This is a genomic window from Rothia sp. LK2492 (assembly GCF_040946345.1).
Classification (GTDB): Bacteria; Actinomycetota; Actinomycetes; order Actinomycetales; family Micrococcaceae; genus Rothia; species Rothia endophytica.
The window spans coordinates 155,520-170,331 of record NZ_JAYWLX010000005.1; the positions used below are offsets into that span (position 1 = coordinate 155,520).

General features: G+C 53.1%; 11 protein-coding genes and 2 tRNA genes. 9 read left to right on the forward strand and 4 right to left on the reverse strand.

The features are described 5' to 3' along the window. Positions 1-47: 47 nt before the first annotated feature. The gene (gene pepN, locus VVR27_RS07720; RefSeq protein WP_368547819.1) at positions 48-2,684 is read right to left on the reverse strand and encodes an aminopeptidase N; all 2,637 of its coding nucleotides are present in this window, start codon (positions 2,682-2,684) and stop codon (positions 48-50) included. 220 nt (positions 2,685-2,904) lie between these two features. Between pepN and VVR27_RS07725 the strand changes: the two genes are divergently transcribed. Both VVR27_RS07725 and VVR27_RS07730 read left to right on the forward strand, forming a co-directional pair. Further along, positions 2,905-2,990: transfer RNA gene (locus tag VVR27_RS07725), tRNA-Leu, on the forward strand. A 240-nt stretch (positions 2,991-3,230) separates the two neighbouring features. Next, positions 3,231-3,316, forward strand: a tRNA-Leu gene (locus VVR27_RS07730). A gap of 122 nt (positions 3,317-3,438) precedes the next feature. Here the strand turns inward: VVR27_RS07730 and VVR27_RS07735 are convergent. Next, positions 3,439-5,445 carry an MDR family MFS transporter gene (locus tag VVR27_RS07735; protein ID WP_409349944.1) on the reverse strand — a complete coding sequence of 669 codons (2,007 nt, stop codon included), beginning with the start codon at positions 5,443-5,445 and terminating at the stop codon, positions 3,439-3,441. Between the two features lie 329 nt (positions 5,446-5,774). Between VVR27_RS07735 and VVR27_RS07740 the strand changes: the two genes are divergently transcribed. Continuing rightward, positions 5,775-6,737 carry an L-lactate dehydrogenase gene (locus VVR27_RS07740; protein WP_368547821.1) on the forward strand — a complete coding sequence of 321 codons (963 nt, stop codon included), beginning with the start codon at positions 5,775-5,777 and terminating at the stop codon, positions 6,735-6,737. Between the two features lie 104 nt (positions 6,738-6,841). Here VVR27_RS07740 and VVR27_RS07745 read toward each other — a convergent pair whose 3' ends face one another. After that, positions 6,842-7,084 (reverse strand): DUF5703 family protein, encoded by a 243-nt coding sequence (locus tag VVR27_RS07745; RefSeq protein WP_409349942.1) that lies wholly within the window; start codon positions 7,082-7,084, stop codon positions 6,842-6,844. Between the two features lie 55 nt (positions 7,085-7,139). Here VVR27_RS07745 and VVR27_RS07750 point away from each other — a divergent pair, with 55 nt between their 5' ends. The 3 genes from VVR27_RS07750 (at position 7,140) to mshC (ending at position 9,762) form a co-directional block, all read left to right on the forward strand. Beyond that, entirely contained in the window at positions 7,140-7,424 is a 285-nt protein-coding gene (locus tag VVR27_RS07750; protein ID WP_368547822.1) for a hypothetical protein, read from the forward strand. A gap of 124 nt (positions 7,425-7,548) precedes the next feature. After that, the gene (locus VVR27_RS07755) at positions 7,549-8,379 is read left to right on the forward strand and encodes an undecaprenyl-diphosphate phosphatase (protein WP_368547823.1); all 831 of its coding nucleotides are present in this window, start codon (positions 7,549-7,551) and stop codon (positions 8,377-8,379) included. 90 nt (positions 8,380-8,469) lie between these two features. Further along, positions 8,470-9,762: a cysteine--1-D-myo-inosityl 2-amino-2-deoxy-alpha-D-glucopyranoside ligase gene (gene mshC, locus VVR27_RS07760; RefSeq protein WP_368547824.1), complete on the forward strand. Its 1,293-nt coding sequence runs from the start codon at positions 8,470-8,472 to the stop codon at positions 9,760-9,762. 68 nt (positions 9,763-9,830) lie between these two features. Here mshC and VVR27_RS07765 read toward each other — a convergent pair whose 3' ends face one another. Next, positions 9,831-10,718: a PAC2 family protein gene (locus VVR27_RS07765; RefSeq protein WP_368547851.1), complete on the reverse strand. Its 888-nt coding sequence runs from the start codon at positions 10,716-10,718 to the stop codon at positions 9,831-9,833. An 88-nt stretch (positions 10,719-10,806) separates the two neighbouring features. On the opposite strand from VVR27_RS07765, the gene VVR27_RS07770 reads away from it, so the two are divergent. From VVR27_RS07770 to arc, 3 genes are all read left to right on the forward strand, one after another. Beyond that, positions 10,807-11,940: a site-2 protease family protein gene (locus VVR27_RS07770; RefSeq protein WP_368547825.1), complete on the forward strand. Its 1,134-nt coding sequence runs from the start codon at positions 10,807-10,809 to the stop codon at positions 11,938-11,940. A gap of 84 nt (positions 11,941-12,024) precedes the next feature. Further along, entirely contained in the window at positions 12,025-13,041 is a 1,017-nt protein-coding gene (locus VVR27_RS07775; RefSeq protein ID WP_368547826.1) for a tRNA (adenine-N1)-methyltransferase, read from the forward strand. Between the two features lie 85 nt (positions 13,042-13,126). Beyond that, entirely contained in the window at positions 13,127-14,812 is a 1,686-nt protein-coding gene (arc, locus tag VVR27_RS07780) for a proteasome ATPase (RefSeq protein ID WP_368547827.1), read from the forward strand.

Below are 14,812 nucleotides of genomic sequence, written 5' to 3' on the forward strand. Positions count from 1 at the left end.
TCTCACGGTTTTCTGAGGATGCTAGTAACCAAAGTCTCGCACTCTTTTTAGTGCGAGGTGGCCTGGGCTTTCAGAATACGAACGGCGTCATCGTGAAGTTCAAGGATGACGCGTATCAGCGCTGTTGGCGCTGCTGGGTTCTTTGCCAGCCATTCTTCGGTGGCTGCAATCAGCGGGTTCTCGTTGACCGTCCCTTCGGCGATATCTGCGTTAGGGTAGAGCCCCTGAATAACTCGCGTAGCCATGCCGATTGAACGCTGCTCCCACGTGGGCAGCAACAGCTCGAAGTAACGGTCACGGTGAATCGTACGGAGACTTTCTGGGCCCTGCTGGTAGCCGCTGGCGGTTGCTGAGAGAAGTTCATTAGACAGATCCTCGTCACCTATAACAGCTTCAAAAGCTGCCTCTTTTGCTTCGGCCCTCGGAGCGGCTGCCACAGCATAAGCAAAACCTCGTTCCGAGGTCGCAGATGAATTGTAGCCACGCGCCTGATGGAGAGTCTCACGAGTTAGTGCATCCTGCGTTGCCAAGGCTCCCAAAGCATTCCAGCCAAGGGTTTGGTTGTAGCTAACACCCGGTGCTGCGCTTATATCACCGGGCACGCTTTGGCAGGCGCCCCGGGCTACATCAGTGAGGAGCTCCAACCCCAGTGGGGAGTGGGCGGAGATAGCAAGTAATGCACGCAGAGTAATGAGCTGGGTGTCGCTGCCGGGTGCTGCTGTTTCAAGGGCGTGTTCCAATGCAGAATAGAGAGAATCCCAGAGTTCCGCACGCTGGGTTGCCGGTGTGTAAAGCGAGATGGCTCCCTGTGCTTGATTCAATAAATTAGAGAGCAGTGTTGCAGAGCTCTCTTGGGAGGCGGCATGCGCCACCGCATTCACAAAAAGACGAGCGGGTAGCTTGCCATCGCGCACCTGGTTCCACAGGCTAACCCATATTAAGCCGCGGGAAAGGGCATCATCGATGGTGGAAACGTGAATCAGTGCTAGAGCGCGGCCTTCGTTCTCGGCCAGACTGATTTTGGCGTAGGTCAGATCCTCAGCGTTGAGCAGAAGCAGATCAGCGGTTTCGACCAGAGACTTCTCTTCATTGGTTAGATCCAGGATGACATTGTTGGTATTTGCTGGAACCTCAACACTGACGAGCCCGGTCTGCTGCAGCTTATCTTCCTTGAGGCTATAGGTCGCAAGCTTAAGCTGGTGAGGGCGTCCGATTTCTGGGGGGACGCCGGGGGGCAGTGTTTGGGTCAGACGCAGCTCGGAGAGCTTACCGGCATCGTCAAAAACGCGGCGGGTTGAAAGCTCTGAAAGCCCGCTGGTCTGAAGCCAGGCGCTGGCCCAGGAGAGCACGTCCCTGTCTGAGACTTCATTCAGTACACCCAGAAAATCCTCTAGCGTGGTGTTACCCCACGCGAAGCGTTTGAAGTACATCCGAGCGGCTTCAATGAAGCGGTCAAAGCCCACGTAAGCAACCAACTGTTTGAGAGCCGAGGCACCCTTAGCATAGGTAATTCCGTCAAAGTTTTGGCGGGCAGCTTCAAGGTTGGGTATGTCAGCCACGATGGGGTGCGTGGTGGGTAGCTGGTCCTGCCGGTAGGCCCAAGCTTTACGTGAATTGGCGAAGGTGACCCAGGCGTCCTCGAACCCGTTAGCCTCACGGGCACCCAGGTGGCCCATGAAGTCGGCAAAGGATTCTTTGAGCCACAAATCGTTCCACCATTTCATGGTGACTAAATCACCAAACCACATGTGGCTCATTTCGTGGCAAATAACGTTAGCACGGGATTCATACTGAGATGCTGTGGCACCAGAAACGTAGATATAAGCCTCGGTAAAGGTCACCAGTCCGGGGTTCTCCATGGCCCCCAGATTGTATTCGGGAACAAAGGCCTGTTCGTACTTGGGGTAGGGGTAGGGGTAGTCAAAGAGGTCTTGAAAGTAGTCGAGGCCCTGCTTGGTAACGGTGAAGATGTTCCCATAGTCAAAGTGTTCTTTGAGAGATTGGCGGCAGTAAACAACCAGCGGGATTGTCCCTGAATTGACCTTGGCTTGAGGGGTGTATGTATCAAACGCAGTGAAGTACTCACCTGCCAGGATGGTGGTGATGTAGGTGGAAATCTTGGCGGTTGGTTTGAATACCCGCTTGGTGATGCTGGAATCTGAGGGGTCCTCAATTTCACGGTCCAGTTCAGCGTTGGAACTCACCACCCACTTTTTTGGGGCGGTGACACGGAAGTTGAAGATCGCTTTGAGGTCAGGCTGCTCAAAAACAGGAAAGACACGTCTACAATCAGCTGGTTCGTACTGAGTGTAGAGGTAGATTTTGCCGTCTGCGGGGTCAACGTACCGATGTAGACCTTCGCCCGAACGGCTGAAGTAGGAGCGCCCTTTGATGGTCAGCTGGTTTTCTGCCTGTAGGTTGGGCAGGGTAATTCGTGAGCCTTCGACGACATCCTCTGTATTCAGCGTTTCGCCATTGAGTTTGACTGAATCCAGGGAATGGTGAATGTAGTCAATGAAGGTTGATTCACCGGGGGTAGCGGCGAATTTGACGGTGGTTGCGGTGGGGTAGGTGTCGAAGTCACTTGTCGCGTTGGTCAGATCAACATGTACATCGTAGGTGTCTACGGTGATGATGCTGGCGCGGTAGCTGGCTTCTTCTTGGGTCAGATTCTCGTTATTCACATCACTTATCGTAGTTGCAGACAGCCGAAAACTCCTTCATCACTCGACAGAGTTGTGTAAAGAAGCAGGGAAGTAGTCGGAGGGCAAAAGAGTGAAAGCTGGGTGTGACGCATCTTAAGGTAAATGCGGTGGTTTTGATTTGCGGGCGGCGGTCAGGTGGGGGTAAGTTATTACTTGTTGCCAAACGAGTGGGCTGCAAAGCTTGCTGGTAAGACACCTTGCGCGGGTGGCGGAATAGGCAGACGCGCTAGCTTGAGGTGCTAGTCCTCGTATTAGAGGGTGGGGGTTCAAGTCCCCCCTCGCGCACAGAGATCATCCCCGGTTCCTATGAACCGGGGATTTTTTTAGCAAGTTATCTAATCAGTTAAACTGATTATTTTTGGTGGGCGCTTTTGGTGAATTTTTTTTGCTCGAGCACGCAAGTTGCAAGGGTACGGATTAAAGCTTCGGACGGCGTGGGGGGCTTTGATTTGCCAGTTCGCTCAGAGACATGTAAAGTATCTATTCGTTGCCTACGAGAGCTTTTATAGCTTGAGTAAACACCTTGCGCGGGTGGCGGAATAGGCAGACGCGCTAGCTTGAGGTGCTAGTCCTCGTATTAGAGGGTGGGGGTTCAAGTCCCCCCTCGCGCACAGAGATCATCCCCGGTTCCTATGAACCGGGGATTTTTTTGCATCACACCTCAAAAGCTCGAGGAGGGCTACCAACTGTGGGGAACCCTCCTCAATGCTTCTACTACCTCAGTGCAGTCGCTCTAGCTTATCTGCTCCGACTGACCGCGACGCGCGGCGTCCGCAGACTCCTGAAGGCCGGAGGCGGTACGTAGTGGTGGGGTCTTGAAGAAAAGCGCCAACACAAAGGCCAGTAGGGTAGCAATCAGACCCACCCAATAAACAGACAGCGCCGATTGAGTAAAGCCCACCATAAAGGGGCGTGTAAGGCGGCTGTCGGCACCGTTGAGATACGAGGTATCTGACGTAGATGCCGAGTCGTTTTGCCCGCCCTCATCGCTAGACTGCTCATTGATAGACTCAGCAATCTTGGGCGCCAGCAAATCAACCCAATAAGTTCGCTGCTCTTCATCTGACCAGTCGACGGCAAGCGACCCGTCCCTAATCATAGCGTGAGCCTGGTCAGCGGCAGTGGCTAAAGCTTGCTCCTCTGCAGACGGGGCAGCCTGTGCAACCTGGTCGTCAATATAAGTCTGCAGTGACTCAGCAGGGATCGTACCTGCATCTACCTGTGCTTGAGCGGCTGCAGAAATCTGCTGACCTACAGCATCCGTTGCAGCAGTACGAGCCTGCTGGGTGACCTGATCTAGTTGCTCTTGAACTTCAGTCTGTAGGGGGTCAACTATGGGGCGCCATATTTGCTGCATAACCCCCTGATTCTCTGAAGCTTGGGCTACAGAGGGGGTGAGGGCTGCGTCCAGGCCGTTCTTGAGATCATGCTCATTGGACATCGCTGAAGTGATATTTGCCGGCATAGCGGTGAAAAGAATGGACAAGAGCACTGCGGTGCCCATGGTGCCACCAATCTGTCGGAAGAAGGTAGCACCTGAAGACGCCACACCCATATAGGCAGGGGAGACCGAGTTCTGGGCGGCAAGAGTGATGGACTGCATCAGCTGGCCGAGCCCCAGACCCATGATGAACATGCCTACTATGAGGAACCAGAAGGGGCGATCAGCCGTGAGGAAGGTTAGATAGAAGTAGGCGCTTGCCATGAGGGCGGTACCTACGACGGGGAAGATACGGTACTGGCCGGTGCGTGCCACGATTTGCCCAGAAACAATCGAAGCAATCATGATCCCGAGTGTCATGGGCAAGGTGGCGAAGCCTGATTCAGTGGGGGTTAGTCCAACGACAATCTGTAGGTAGAGAGGAATGGTCATCATGGCACCGAACATGCCAAAACCAACCAGAAAACCGAGGATGGAGGACATGCTGAATGCCCCTGCTCTGAATAGGCTCAGTGGCAAGATGGCGTCCGGCCCCATCTTTGACTCGATGATAATAAAAGCAGCAAGGCCGACCGCCGAGATCGCAAAGCAGGTAACGGAGATAGCGGAGCTCCAGCCCCACTCGCGCCCCTGCTCTGCTACCAGAAGAAGAGGCAGGAGGGCGACGATGATGGCGGTTGAACCCCACCAGTCCACCCGAGGCTTGGTAGAGGGCGTTGCTCGGTGGGGGAGATGCAAAAATTTCCACACCATTGCCAGAGCAATGAAGCCAATCGGTACGTTGATTAGGAAGACCCAGCGCCAGCCGGTGACCCACAGGATTTCTGAAGCTCCTGCAAAAAGGCCGCCAATCAGCGGGCCCAGCACAGAAGAAACACCAAAGATCGCTAGAAAATAGCCCTGATATTTTGCGCGTTCACGAGGGGCTAGCATATCGCCCATAATTGCCATAGGGAGTGACATCAGGGCTCCAGCACCGATACCCTGAAATGCTCTAAAAGCAGCCAGCATAGCCATGGAACTTGAGAAAGCCGAGAGAAACGAGCCCGCAATAAAGACAGCGATGCCAAAAAGATATAGAGGTCTTCTGCCGAAGAGATCAGATAGCTTTCCGTAGATGGGAGTAGTGATCGTCGATGTAATCATATAAGCGGTAGTGACCCAGGCCTGTTGTTCAAGGCCGTGCAAATCATCGCCGATGGTGCGAATCGCGGTTGAAACAATCGTCTGATCGAGTGAAGACAGGAACATGCCTGCCATCAGGCCCGCAATGACCAACATAATTTGCCGGCGGGTCATCAATGGGGCAGTAGGTGGTACAGAGGTAGCAGTCACGAGAACCTTTAAGATAGGAGTGTTAAGTTTTTGAAGGAACCTAACAATACTATTTGCAGTTCTGCAGAAAAATTCACGTTGGTGGTTTGTTGTTGGTCACGATGGATGCAGTGTGACCTTCAACAAAGGGTCACGATGCACATATTTGTTTTTGTGAGCTTTGTTTGGTTATGGTAGGGAAAACCCAAAGTTAACCACAGGTAAAACAACGAAAACCATCATTTTTTAGTGGCATACTGGAGAAGTACCGAACACAATAATTCGACTACTAAAGTCCCCTTGAAAGGACCATCATGGCTCTCGATAAGAAGCACACCAAGCTCGGCGTAATCGGCGCTGGTGGTGTTGGATCAGCTACAGCATACGCAGCAACCTTGCGCGGTGCGGCAGACGAAATCGTCATTTACGATATTGCCGGTGATCGCGCTGAAGCTGAAGGGCTAGACATTGCCCACGGCACTATGTTCGCTCATGAAGCTCAGGTTGCCGGTAGCGGCGACGTTGAGATTCTTCGTGACGCTGATTTGATTATCGTCACCGCTGGTGCTCGCCAGAAGCCGGGTCAGCCGCGTCTGGAACTAGCAGAAGCCAACGTCAATATTTTCAAGGCTATGCTTCCCCGAGTTATGGAAGTGGCCCCAAATGCCATTCTTATGATTGTTACCAACCCCTGCGATGTGCTTGCAGTAGTTGCCCAAAACATCACTGGTCTGCCCACTGAGCGTTGCTTCGCATCTGGTACCGTCCTTGATTCATCACGCCTGCGCTGGCTCATAGCTAAAAAGGCCGGTGTTTCCATCAAATCAGTTCACGCCAATGTTGTCGGCGAACACGGTGACTCAGAATTCCCGGTGTGGTCAGCAGCTAACATCGGCATGGTTCCTCTCAATGACTGGACCAACGAAGCTGGCGAAAAAGTATTTACCGATGAGGTCAAGGAAGAACTTGCTGAGCAGGCGATGCGAGCTGCCTACAAGGTGATTGAAGGCAAGGGCTCAACCAACTACGCCATCGGTATCTCAGCTACCCGAATTGCAGAGGCCGTCCTCAAGGGTGAAGATGCTGTACTCAATGTCGCCACCCAGATTAGGGGACGCTACGGCATCGAAGGTGAAGCAGCTCTCTCACTCCCTTCAGTCGTTTCCCGAGAAGGCGTCAAGCGCGTCCTTGATGTCCCCATGGACGAAGCCGAGGTAGGGCGCCTGCGTGCATCAGCTGAGGCAATCAATAAATCACTCAAGACGCTGGGTTTCTAAAGCAACAGAGATTTCTGGTGATAGAGGTGGAGGTGTAGCTAGCTACACCTCCACCTTTTCTGTATGCAGAAACTCTGAGCTAGCGCAAAAGAAGCTGTAAGAATCTAGACAAAATGAACTGTCTTTTGCAGCTTCATTACCCGTCGCCGTAACCAGTACTTTCGGCGGCCGCCGTAAAGAATAACGGACCGTGCTAATTCCCACCGACCGTATTCAGAGTGCTCTCGTAACCTTGCCCGTGCGTCCTTGAGATTTTCGTGAGACTCGACCGTTACGATCATGTACTCAAAGCGTTGCTGAGAGCCAGCAACCTGCTCTTCTGCATAGCCAATGGTGTGTTCCCTCAAAATTAACCTCCCGGGGTATTTCGCGGAATAGACTTTTCACGATAACGTCTATTGTATGAGTAATGATCCTCGCGCCGAACTGGCACTTCTGACGTCCGCTCTCGAAGAGCACCTTACCGCCATCACAAACAGCCGAGGTGAGCAGGATGCCTCTATCGAAAATGCATACGTTGCTATCGCTAACGCCTTCGAACGGTATGAAGAAGCCCTCTTTGAAACCTTTGAAGAGGTAACTCCTCTTGAGGTATTCATTGAAGACGATGATGACGAAGAAGAGTTTGACTACGACTTCGAGGATCAAGACGACCAGGACTTCGAATCTCAGGACGCAGAAAAGTAGACTCGCTAACTGACCTCTCATCTAGCTTTATGGGCTGATTGAGGGTCTGGTTTTTCTGTTATTCCCGGCACAGCACCCTTTTGGGTGCTGTGCTTTCCCTTTTTCTCCCGTAGAGTTTTCAAACGTGGAATGGTTACAAGCGATAATCCTGGGTCTAGTCCAGGGTCTAACAGAATTTTTGCCGATCTCTTCATCGGGGCACATCAGAATCGTGGGGCAGTTCCTGCCGAACAACGAAGATCCTGGTGCTGCTTTTACTGCGATTACCCAGCTAGGTACTGAAACTGCGGTACTGGTGTTTTTTTGGAAAGACATCATGCGCATTATCAAGAACTGGTTTGGCTCACTGACCGGTAAGGTCGATAAGAAGGATCCAGATGCTCGTATGGGCTGGTTCATTATTATTGGTTCTTTGCCCATCGGTATCCTCGGACTCCTGCTAGAAGAGTACATTGACACCTCCTTCCGTAGCCTATGGATCACTGCCACTATGCTGATTGTCTTTGCGATCATTCTTGGTATTGCAGACCGTATTGGCAAAGAGCAGCGAGAGCTAAAAGAACTCACCGTTAAGCACGGTATTCTTTTTGGTTTCGCGCAGGCACTGGCGCTGATTCCAGGTGTCTCCCGCTCAGGTGGCACCATCACTGCTGGCTTGCTTATGGGCTATACCCGTGAAGCTGCAGCGCGCTATTCCTTTTTGTTGGCTATCCCGGCAGTCTTTGCCTCTGGCCTCTACAAGCTTGTTGGCAGTATTGGAGATGGCTTCACCGGCTATTACGGGTTTGGCTCGACCATGCTTGCAACGGCAGTTGGTTTCGTTGTTGCCTACTTCATCATTGGTTGGTTCTTGAAATTCGTTTCTAACAACAGCTACAGCCTCTTTGTCTGGTACCGTATTGCGCTCGGTCTAGTGCTTTACATCCTGCTGGGCACCGGCGTCCTCACCGCTTAATCTGGCTCACCTTTTTTACCCGCTCGGAATGATTACCGGGCGGGTATTGTTTTATATAACTGTTTTAAGAGAATCACTGTTAGGAAGTCCATGAGAGCCTGGGATCAGCCCACTATTCCATCATTGCCGGGGGCAGCCCCTCTACCTTATATTTTTGATACAGCTGCCCAACAGCATGTGGAACTCGAGCGTGAGCAGCAGGCGGGGCTTTATGTCTGCGGTATTACACCGTACGATGCAACCCATATGGGTCATGCTTCAACGTATGTTGCTTTTGACGTGCTCAATAGGGCCTGGCGCGATGCTGGGGTACCCGTGAAGTTTGTGCAGAATGTGACTGATATTGATGACCCTCTGCTTGAGCGCGCTGCAGCGACGGGCGTTGACTGGGTTGAGCTAGCCGAAGAGCAGACTGAACTTTTCCGTACTGATATGGAAGCGCTCAACATCATTGCTCCTGACCACTATGTTAGCGTTGTCGATTCAATTGCGCTGGTGGTTGACGCTGTTGAAAAGCTGATGCAACAGGGTTATGCCTACCGAGTCCCGGGTTTTACCGCTGAGGATGGCACGGTGCACCCTGATGGCGATATTTATTTTGATTTGGAGGCAGCAGCGCAGCTCAATGAGAGACTGGGCTCGGGCTGGACTCTCGGCCATGTTGCGCATATGAGTCATGAAGAGATGCTCACCGTTTTTGGGGAGCGCGGCGGTGACCCTCGACGCCCCGGAAAGAAAGATGCCTTAGATCCGCTTCTGTGGCGGGTAGCGCGTGACGGTGAGCCCTCCTGGGAAGGGGGGGAGCTGGGTGCTGGGCGTCCTGGTTGGCATATTGAATGTACGGTCATCTCTCAGGAGTTTTTGGGCTCTCCCTTCTCTGTGCAAGGCGGAGGTTCTGACCTCCAGTTCCCTCACCACGATTTAGGGTCCAGCCACGGTTTCGCTCTGACCGGGCGGCCCATGGCACGGCATTACGCCCACACTGGCATGGTGGGCTTAGAGGGCGAGAAGATGAGCAAGTCACGAGGTAACCTGGTGTTAGTCTCTAAACTTCTGCAAGAGGGAATCGATCCCGCTGTCCTACGGCTTGCCATTATGGATAACCACTATCGCACCGACTGGTTCTGGACCGAAGATTTACTAGAGAAAGCGCAGGGGCGCTTTGACACCTATGCTGCAGCTCTGGAACACGCTGACACACAGGAAGATGAAGCAGCTCTTAAGCTTTTGGCATCGGTGCGAGAACTTCTTGCCGATGACCTCAACGTCCCTGCTGCCTTGATTGCTATCGATCAGTGGGCCTTTTCTGTGCTTGAGCACGGTGGCGGCGGTAGCGAGCTGGTCGGTAATTTGCTGATGGCTCGGCTTGGTCTAGCTATATAGGTTTAACTCAAGAAGAGACAGGGACGCCGGTGGTTCAACCACCGGCGTCCCTAGCGTTTCACCTAAATTTAGGAGTCATCTCTGCGTTTGAGGAATTTTTCAAACTCAGCTGCAATATCCACATGGTCAAAGGTTGCGAGATCGTCCTCAGCCTCGGCAGAGCTTTCGAGCTGCTGAACATAGGAGCGTAGCTCGGGTTCTTCTTCAAGGAGTTCGGTTGCCCCTCGTTCCCAGGCCAAGATGTCTTCAGCCAGTTGATCTACCGGTAGCGAGATCCCCAGCATGCTCTCCAGAGCGCTCATGAGGGTGAAGACCGCCTTAGGATGGGGCGGGTGGCTGATGTAGTGGGGGATTGATACCCAGAGTGACGCGGAGGTTAAGCCCCGCTGCGCTGCCTCGTGAGCGGTGACCCCAATAATCCCGGTAGGTCCGCTGTAGGTTACTTTCTTCACTCCTTCAACGGCGAGAACATCGGGGTTCATGCTGGTGATATTGAGCGGAAAGGGGCGAGAGTGGGGGACTTCATCAAGAAGGGCACCGCATTGCAGGATGAGGTCAACGCCCTGCTCTTGGGCGAAGTTGAAGATGTTATCAATAAAGCTCTGCCACCTGAGGGAGGGCTCTGGTCCGGTGAGAATCAGTAATCGGCGCTCTGGGCTTTTGAGGTTAACTTCTGAAAAGGTGATGGCCGGCCATCTAACCGCCCCGGTTCCATCGCTGAAGGATTCAAACATGGGGCGGGTGTTCAGGTAGCTAAAGTAATCAGAGGTCTCAAACCCTGGGAGAGGGGAGGCGCCGTAGTGAGATGAAATCAGCCTCAAGGTCTCCGTTGAGGCTTCACCTGCATCATTCCACCCTTCGAAAGCGATGAGAAGTGCAGTTAAGGGCTTATCGTCTGGGCTTCCCTGACGGGCGCTCGTCTGGGCAAGAATGTCTTGAGGTATTTGCTGGTGCATCACCGTTATATGCTACGCCAAAAAACTACAGCAATCACCCGTAGACTGATGGAGCAAGTAAACGAAACTCTGGGAAGGTAACTCACCAGTGAATCAGCATTCGGGACTGCAGATTGGCTCTTATCGCGGAGCTCCCATTTATCTCAAAGCATCGTGGTTCATATTCATGATTCTTCTTATTGTGGGGTATGGATCTCATCTCTCCGCCTGGCCCGCTCTTACCGTTGCTGACGGGTTTACGGCTGCAACGGTGGTGGCAGTAACACTAGCGCTGGGTGTCTTTTTGCATGAGCTGGCTCATGCGGTAGTTGGTGCTCAAAGGGGGTTAGAGGTCAGATCCATCTCCTTGACAGTTTGGGGCGGGCAAACCAGCATGAACACCGGTACTCCCATGACGTCGCTCATGGTGTCTTTGGTGGGGCCACTAGCGAACTTTCTTATGGCCGGAGTCTGTCAGCTCGTGTGGTCTCTCACTGGAACAGCTGATTTTTTGGGTTTTTCAATAGCAGCCCAGGTCAATGTGGCAATTGGAGCCTTCAACCTCATCCCTGCTTACCCGTTGGATGGCGGACACGCCCTTGAAGCAGCTGTGGCACACGTTTCAAGAAGCCGCAGCCTAGCCATGCGTGTGACTTCCTACACCGGTATTGCAGTGACTGCTCTGATGGTTGGAATTGTTGTCTTCCTAGGGCTGTGGAATTCACCGGTGATCGTGGTAGCTACCTTGGCGTTAGCTTATTTCCTCTGGAGTGGTGCTTCTGGGTCCCTTAAAATCCTCTCCCAGGAGAGGAACCCTCATAATCCGTTGACCGCGGCCTCCCTCATGAGACCAGTTCAATACTTTGACTCCGAAGTAAAGATTGGCGAGGTCTTAGCGAGATGGGACGGAAGGTCATACCTGCTCCTGAACGATGGATCTGCCGCCTCGCCGTCGTCTGTTGTAGAACCTATCGTTCTACGATCTGCCCTGAGTCTAGCCAACCAGCCATTGGCATCGATAGCTAGCCCCCTTGCTCCTGGTAGTATCCCCGGTTCAGCTTCATCGGTAGACATTATGGATGCTTATAACGGTTACCGCTACCATCAATTGCCGGCACACTACCGGCAGAATGCCCCTCTGTGGGCGGTTACAGATCGGGGAGCTACGATTGGCGTGATTAGTCATAAGGATATTACCGAGGTGCTTCTTGCCTCTGTGAAGCGCCCACCGCACCCCGCTTAGTTGGGCAATATCCGCTGGTGTGCCTTACCTGGTGCAATCTGAGATAATGTAGAAAACCTATTTTTGACGGAAGATAATAACCCTATGACCACCCCTACCGGCAGCATCAACCGCCGAGGCCCCTTCCGCGCTGGTGAGCGCGTGCAGATCACTGACGAGCGTGGACGCATCACCACCATCACCCTCACCGAAGGCGGTGCCTATCACTCACACCGCGGTTTCTTTAACCACAGCGAGTTGATCGGCAACGTTGAGGGTACGGTCATCGAGAACTCTGAGGGCATTAAGTTCCAGGCATTGCGCCCCCTCTACAAGGATTTTGTGCTGTCGATGCCTCGCGGCGCCGCGGTCGTTTACCCCAAGGATGCCGGCCAGATTGTAGCGATGGCTGATATCTTCCCTGGGGCTCGCGTTATTGAAGCCGGCGTTGGGTCTGGGGCTCTATCAATCGCTCTGCTTCGTGCGGTTGGTGACTATGGACACCTGCGTTCTTTTGAACGTCGTGAAGAATTTGCCGATATTGCTAGAGGAAACATCGAAACTTTCTTTGGTGGCGAGCACCCCGCATGGTCACTCACGCTGGGGGACTTGGCAGAAGAGCTGGGCTCCGTTGAGCAGCCAGGCTCAGTGGATCGAGCTGTGCTTGATATGCTCGCCCCTTGGGAGTGCTTAGACGCGGTAGCTACAGCGTTGGCACCCGGCGGCGTGGTAATCTGCTACATTGCTACCGTTACCCAGCTCTCACGTGTGGCTGAAGCCCTGCGAGCTGATGGTCGTTATACCGAGCCTGAGTCCCACGAGACTATGGTGCGCGGCTGGCATGTAGAAGGTCTTGCAGTTCGACCCGACCACCGTATGGTGGCCCACACCGGCTTTCTTATTACCTCTCGTCGTCTTGCTGACGGTGCGGAGCGGCTAGCTCCCAAACGCAGAGCTTCTAAGACTGATTTTTCGGAAGAAGATATGAATGCTTGGACTCCGGCATCACTAGGTGAGCGAAATGTATCTGATCGTAAGCTGCGCCGTGCCGGGCGTGATGCCCAAAATCTAGCGGTGAAAGCTGCTCAGGCAACCGAACAGGCTCAGACGGGCGAACAGTAACGAGAGGCCTTGCCGTGTACTCACTGCGAGCGCAGGGCAGTAGGTTTTTACCGGGGTCGTGGAGAAGAGAGAAGGCAGGGGTTTCATGAGCGAGAATAACCAGCAGCGGAATGTATCGCAGCAGGACTATGACCGGATGCTACGACAGCTTAATATCGCTAATGATAATCGCCGCAACATGGACCGTCAGCTACGGGTCGCGGGGGAGCGCAACCAAAAACTGGTGAATGCTCTGACGAAAACCAAGAACGAGATGGAGCATTTGCGCCTAGCACTATCTCAGGATGTTGCACCCCCGCTGAACTCTGCCCTGGTGATATCTGTGCATGATGGCGCCATAACGTATCAGGATTTAGCGGAAGGTAAGACCCCGGCTGAAAGTGAGGAGCACCTTGATGTACTGCTGGGAGGACGATTGGTGCGTATCACGGCCTCTCCGCTCCTTTCACTGTCTGAGGTCAAGCCGGGGATGACCGTCCTGCTCAATGAGAACACCCAAGCGGTACTCTCTCTGGGCTTTGAAGGTTATGGGGATGTTGTTACGATCCGGGAGGTGCTCGATACAGAGCACGTTGTGGTCGATATGCCCAATCAGATGAAAGCCGTAGCTCGTATTTCTGGTGCTCTGGATGCCGGTACCCTGACGACGGGGGATTCGGTGACTTATGACAACAGGCTGCAAATGGTTACATCTCTAGTTCCATCTACTGATGCTCAGGAGCTAGTTCTTGAAGAAGTCCCCGATATCACTTATTCAAATATTGGTGGTCTTAGTTCTCAGATTGCTCTGATGAGGGACGCGGTCGAGCTTCCCTTCTTGCACCCTGAAGTCTACCGAGAGCATGAACTGACTCCTCCCAAAGGTATTTTGCTGTACGGCCCGCCCGGCAACGGCAAGACCTTGATTGCCAAAGCAGTGGCCAACTCATTAGCTGCACGCGCTGCTGAACTTTCAGGAAAGAGTAAGAAGACTGGCTACTTCCTGAATATCAAGGGCCCAGAACTTTTAGATAAGTATGTAGGGGAGACCGAGCGGCAGATTCGCGATATCTTCTCAGCAGCGCGCGAAAAAGCTCAAGCAGGCAACCCGGTGGTAGTTTTCTTCGATGAGATGGAATCCCTCTTCAGGACCCGTGGCACCGGCCGGTCCTCCGATGTTGAGACAACAATCGTCCCGCAGCTTTTAGCGGAGATTGACGGTGTCGAGTCCCTAGACAACGTGATTGTCATTGGCGCGACCAACCGTGAAGATATGATTGACCCCGCAGTCCTTCGCCCGGGCCGCCTTGATGTGAAGATCCGCATCAACCGACCTGATCGAGCGGGCGCTACCGAAATTTTTGCTCTCTATCTCACCGAGGGTCTCCCCATCAATGATGAAGAAGTAACCCGTGCCGGTTCCAAGCAGGCTGCGATCGAGACCATGATTGAAACGGTTGTTGATGCACTCTTTTCAGCTGATCCTAAGAACCGTTATATTCGCGTTAACCTTGAAAATGGGGTGAGCCGTTGGCTGACCCGCGGTGATTTCCTCTCGGGCGCTGTCGTGCGAAATATCGTGGATCATGCCAAGAAGCAAGCGATTAAGTCATTTCTAGCCGGCGGGGCCAAAGGTATTACCACTCAGCACTTATTGGAGGCTGCCCGTGTTGAATTTGAAGACCAGGTTGAGGTTCCTCAGATTTCTGAAATTCAAGATGTTCTCTCGACTCTCAACGTTCGCCAACGGGTCATCAACGTTGCGCCGGCTAGAGCTGTGAGCGAGGTTTAG

Coding starts and splice junctions, on each gene's coding strand:
- VVR27_RS07735 (WP_409349944.1), bottom strand. CDS start 5,445: ATGACCCGCCGGCAAATTATGTTGGTCATTGCGGGCCTGATGGCAGGC.
- VVR27_RS07740 (WP_368547821.1), top strand. CDS start 5,775: ATGGCTCTCGATAAGAAGCACACCAAGCTCGGCGTAATCGGCGCTGGT.
- VVR27_RS07750 (WP_368547822.1), top strand. CDS start 7,140: ATGAGTAATGATCCTCGCGCCGAACTGGCACTTCTGACGTCCGCTCTC.
- mshC (WP_368547824.1), top strand. CDS start 8,470: ATGAGAGCCTGGGATCAGCCCACTATTCCATCATTGCCGGGGGCAGCC.
- VVR27_RS07765 (WP_368547851.1), bottom strand. CDS start 10,718: ATGCACCAGCAAATACCTCAAGACATTCTTGCCCAGACGAGCGCCCGT.
- VVR27_RS07775 (WP_368547826.1), top strand. CDS start 12,025: ATGACCACCCCTACCGGCAGCATCAACCGCCGAGGCCCCTTCCGCGCT.
- arc (WP_368547827.1), top strand. CDS start 13,127: ATGAGCGAGAATAACCAGCAGCGGAATGTATCGCAGCAGGACTATGAC.